1 pseudogene is annotated in these 316 nt (G+C 59.8%); it reads left to right on the plus strand.

The features are described from left to right. Nucleotides 1-69: 69 nt before the first annotated feature. Nucleotides 70-316: pseudogene (locus K6M89_RS30760) on the plus strand (hypothetical protein); the annotation flags it as partial.

Here is a 316-nt window from a genome sequence, read left to right on the forward strand (position 1 = left end):
GATTTGCCGTCAGCCGCCTATTCACCGGTGCAAAGCGTCAATCCGCCAGACGCACCATGGGAGCAAAGCTTGGGGGCATCGATCTTCGGCACCCCACAGTACATGCTGCCTGTGGACGACTTGGGAGAAGCTGTCCCTCCGAGCTGGCAACACCGCAATCAACCGGCACCGGCTGGCCTTCGGCTTGCAATGTCCTGGCTTGAGTTGCTGCCGAGCGCGGACAACCCCCAGACCAGCATCACTATCCATGGTGTGCCCTACACGGCCACTCTGGGGCCATCAGGCAGGGAGAACGACATTTACCTTTTCCAGCAAT

The sequence above is a fragment of the Rhizobium croatiense genome, from assembly GCF_019793465.1.
In the GTDB taxonomy this organism is placed as follows: Bacteria; Pseudomonadota; Alphaproteobacteria; order Rhizobiales; family Rhizobiaceae; genus Rhizobium; species Rhizobium croatiense.